The 3,917-nt window shown below is 55.7% G+C and carries 3 protein-coding genes; 1 reads left to right on the top strand and 2 read right to left on the bottom strand.

Annotation, left to right across the window (positions count from 1 at the left end; genetic code table 11):
• Positions 1 to 93: 93 nt before the first annotated feature.
• The gene (locus tag ACP5EL_RS09500) at positions 94 to 993 is read right to left on the bottom strand and encodes a radical SAM protein (RefSeq protein ID WP_428402273.1); all 900 of its coding nucleotides are present in this window, start codon (positions 991 to 993) and stop codon (positions 94 to 96) included.
• Positions 994 to 1,172: 179 nt separating this feature from the next.
• Here ACP5EL_RS09500 and ACP5EL_RS09495 point away from each other — a divergent pair, with 179 nt between their 5' ends.
• Complete coding sequence (locus tag ACP5EL_RS09495; protein ID WP_428402272.1) at positions 1,173 to 1,928, top strand: SWIM zinc finger family protein; 756 nt, start codon at positions 1,173 to 1,175, stop codon at positions 1,926 to 1,928.
• 93 nt (positions 1,929 to 2,021) lie between these two features.
• Here ACP5EL_RS09495 and ACP5EL_RS09490 read toward each other — a convergent pair whose 3' ends face one another.
• The gene (locus ACP5EL_RS09490; RefSeq protein ID WP_428402271.1) at positions 2,022 to 3,497 is read right to left on the bottom strand and encodes a hypothetical protein; all 1,476 of its coding nucleotides are present in this window, start codon (positions 3,495 to 3,497) and stop codon (positions 2,022 to 2,024) included.
• Positions 3,498 to 3,917: the final 420 nt, after the last annotated feature.

Raw genomic sequence — 3,917 nt, 5'->3', positions numbered from 1 at the left:
GGGAGGGAGTATCCAGCCTCCAACTTCATCACTGGAAAAGTAGATTGTGCCCACTAACTGCGTAAGTCCTACTTATGACACAGGAGTAGCGGTTCAGATCCCCAGCCCCCGGTCCAGCCCCGCCGCACGGGCCAGGTTTACGGCCTCGGCATACTCCCGGAGAGTGATGGGCCGGGAGAGCTCCGGGTAATTGCGGGCCTTGTAGCAGGGGTGGTACTGGGCCATCACGTTCAGGTACGTCTCCGGCGAGATCTCCTCGGCGAGGAAACGGACTACCTCGCGGGTCCCCGCCTGGTTCTCAGGCAGGACCAGGTGGCGGACGAGGAGCCCCCGGACGGCGACCCCGCCTTCGTCGATCTCCAGGGGCCCCACCTGCCGGTGCATCTCTCGGATCGCCGCCTTCATCACCCTCGTGTAGTCGGGGGCGTCGGAGTACTTCTCTGCGGCAGCGTCGCTCCCGTACTTGGCGTCGGGCATGTAGATGTCGAAGATCCCGTCCAGGAGCAGGAGGGTCTCGACTGAGTCGTAGCCACCGGAGTTGTAGACCAGGGGGACGGAGAGGCCCATCTCCACCGCCTCAACGACCGCCTCCAGGATCTGAGGTGCGAAGTGAGTGGGGGTGACGAAGTTGATGTTGTGACAGCCACCCTCCTGAAGAGAGACCATCATCTCGGCGAGCTTCGTCGATGAGACCTCCCTCCCTTCGCCCAGCTGGCTGATGTCGTAGTTCTGGCAGAAGACGCATGAAAGGTTGCAGCCGGCCATGAAGATCGTCCCCGAGCCGTGGGCGCCCACCAGAGGCCGCTCCTCGCCGAAGTGAGGTGTGAAGCTCGAGACCCGAGCGAGCCGCCCGCTCCTGCAGTACCCAAGCTCACCCACCAACCGATTGGCACCGCAGGCTCGGGGGCATACGTCGCATTTTTCGAGCCTGCCGAGGGCTGTCTTTGCCCTCTCCCGCAGAGTCTCCGGGGGCATCTGGTTGTAGCTCGCCAAGGGAGTGACCTCAAAAATGGTTTCTTGGAATTACTTCATTTCTGATGATAAATACTTTTGGCGGTGGCCTGCTGTTGCTCCAAACTCGTCGTCGCCATAAGAAAATTAAAAATCCGGATCAGGTCATACGTGATACGTCAGAATACAGGTCACATAGTAACCCACCAGGAGAGATGATCATGAAGACGAGACCACTTAAGAGAGAGGAGTTCGAAGGCCGCTTCGAAGACAAGATACTGGAAAGGGGACGAAGGTGCTTCGAAGAGGATAGGGTGGACGATCCCATCATCGTCGACGGCGTCGTCCTGGCGAAGGTTCATGGCACCGCCACCTACAGCGTCGAGGTCGACCCGGAAAGGATGATCTTTCGCTGCTCCTGCCCCTACTTCGACACTTACGGCAACTGCAAACACCTGGCAGCCCTCCTCTACAGGCTCGCCGAAGACCCTGAGGTCGAGTCCCTCGACGAAACGATCAGAACCCTCGAAAGAAGATCCAAGAAGGAACTCATCGCCCTTCTGAAGAGCATCATGCGCGCCGAGCCGAAGTTCAGACATCTTCTGACCGGAGACGTTGGCGATCTCAATAGAGAGGTTCGAGGACTGAAAGACGGGTTCCTCGATGCGGACCCCGACCTCTTCTTGGAGAAGATGGCCTCCATGAGGCGATTGATCATGCTCTTCGAAAGGCCGAAATTCCTCGCGCTCTCGAAAGACCTCTTCGTCGAGCTTTACCATTTGTTTTACGACTTCGGGGGCGTCGAGTTTCTGGAGGACGAGATGTACCTGATCCTGGAGACGATCGCGCCTGAGCTGGAGGAGATGGACGAGGGAACACGCGAGGAAATGATGAAAGATATCCGGGCGATTTACGAGAAGGACGATTCGGTCCTCAAGAGCTTCATGTACGAGCCTGTGAAAGAGTATCTGAACTGAGGCCTTAAAGCAGATCTTGAGAAGGATAATAAAAACAGATGAGGACATCAAAAGGACGCCCTCATTCATCTATGCCGACTTTGCCCTGACAGCTTAGTCGAACTTTATGGCCCTATCGTATACGATCTCTGAGTAGGACGGCCCGGTCTTTGTGGACTCCTCCAGGTAAATCCTCCAGGCGATGAAGAGCGGCTGATCCAGGTCTATGCCGTAGCCACCGACGCCATATGGAACCTCGAAGCAGTACGGCTCACCATCGCAGTTCCTGGCGAGCCTGTAGACGTAGAGGTATTTCGCATCGGGATTGTCGGGGAGGTATTCTTCAGCAGATCCTGTGAAATCCACGTCGGTGATTGCTGTAACGCCATTCCATGCATCTGCCCCATAGGGAACGAAGTTCGAATACGTCGCCTTTCCCGTGGCCACGTGGTTGACCCCATAGACGATTATGAATTCGTTGGTGTCGTTGCCCAAGGTGACCTCTGGATCCCGCAAGAAATCGTAGTACTGCGAGAGATCGGGGAAAGGAGGCGTCTTGGAAGAGGCGGTCTGGTCTGCCGACCATAGGTAGCATGCATCGTTGTCGGGGCCTACGGCGTCGATTCCCCTCTGGATGGCATCGCTCCCCACAGGGACTGCAATGCTGGTTGGAAGCTCTGTGGCGTTCAATCCGCTGTATCTGTCGAGAATCGCGATCCTCAGCTCTTCGAGATCGTCTACAAGATCAAACTCCGTTGTACCCGTTCCACGAACCCGTAGCTCCGGATAATCGTACGGATCGAGCTCCGCGGATTCGTTGGGAGTAACCCGGAAAACGGTCGCAGGTGTGTTATTGAGGTAATCGTTGCCAGCTTGCTGGTCGTTATATAAAGCTGGCCGGATAAATATGGCGAACGAATCGGAGTCGTCCTCCAAGCCCATATTCAACATCGATGGGGGGAGCACCTGGGTGTTGATTATGGCGTCGGAATATCCCGCCGACGCGGCTGCAGCGCGGATTCTTCGATCAATGCCTCGGTCGGCAGCGGTGACCACCACCGTCTTTTGGTTGTAAGGATCTCCAGACTGCCCATCCGGTGTACCCTCAGTTCTGATGACCAGGTTGTTCACCGTATCGGCCAAGTTGGCGAATAGCCATCGGGTCTCATTTCCGTACGTCCTCGATAGCAGATAATGATCGTAGCTGAAGTATCTGCACTCCGGAGGGGTTCTTCCTACAAAAACGATGGCTTCATCGGGACGGATCTTCCAGATGGCGGCGGAGTTCACGCTCTTTCCAAGCAATCCAGCTATTTGAGAGACTCGTTCTTCCACCTGGTAACCGGGAGCTGGCGGCACAAAATATGCCAGGTATCGGGTGGAGGGATTATTGCCATACGCAGACGGCAACACACCCTTGTCATATAACTTGATGAGATCAAAGAAACCAAGATCTCCTTCCTGTACGGTGAAACCATCTTGCTCTAAAGCCTGTCGAAAAGCCTCGACGTCGCCTATATCCGCATTCTCTGCAAGGGCGGTTCCCGCCAGCATAATAAATGCGACCACGATTAGTATATAAATTCTCATATACTGCAGTCCTCCACAACATAAATATCTAATCTGTCCTATTAAAAACTTTCGTAGAGAAAGAAGGGCTACATTGTAGGATCAAGTTCTGCGGGCGATGGTTTCGAGCTTCGCTCCATGTACCCGCAACTATCGGAGGCGTCGAGTTTCTGGAGGACGAGATGCGCGCGATCCCGGAGACGATCGCGCCCGAGCTGGGGGGAGGTGGACGAGGCAGACCGCAATGGATTGATGAGAGAGATCCGGGCGATTTACGGAAAGGACGACTCGAACGACTCCGTCCTGAAGAGCTTCATGGGGAGATCATAGAAATGGTGGGATCAGAGGAACCTGATACCCTTCGGCATCTCTCCGATGCGCTTTCTGAAGGCCTCGGGCCAGTTCTCGGGGTCGAGCCCCTTCTGGCCGAGGAAGGCGCTG

Source organism: Methanocrinis sp. (assembly GCF_049974945.1).
GTDB lineage: Archaea > Halobacteriota > Methanosarcinia > Methanotrichales > Methanotrichaceae > Methanocrinis.
This window is presented reverse-complemented; position numbering and strand designations above follow the sequence as displayed.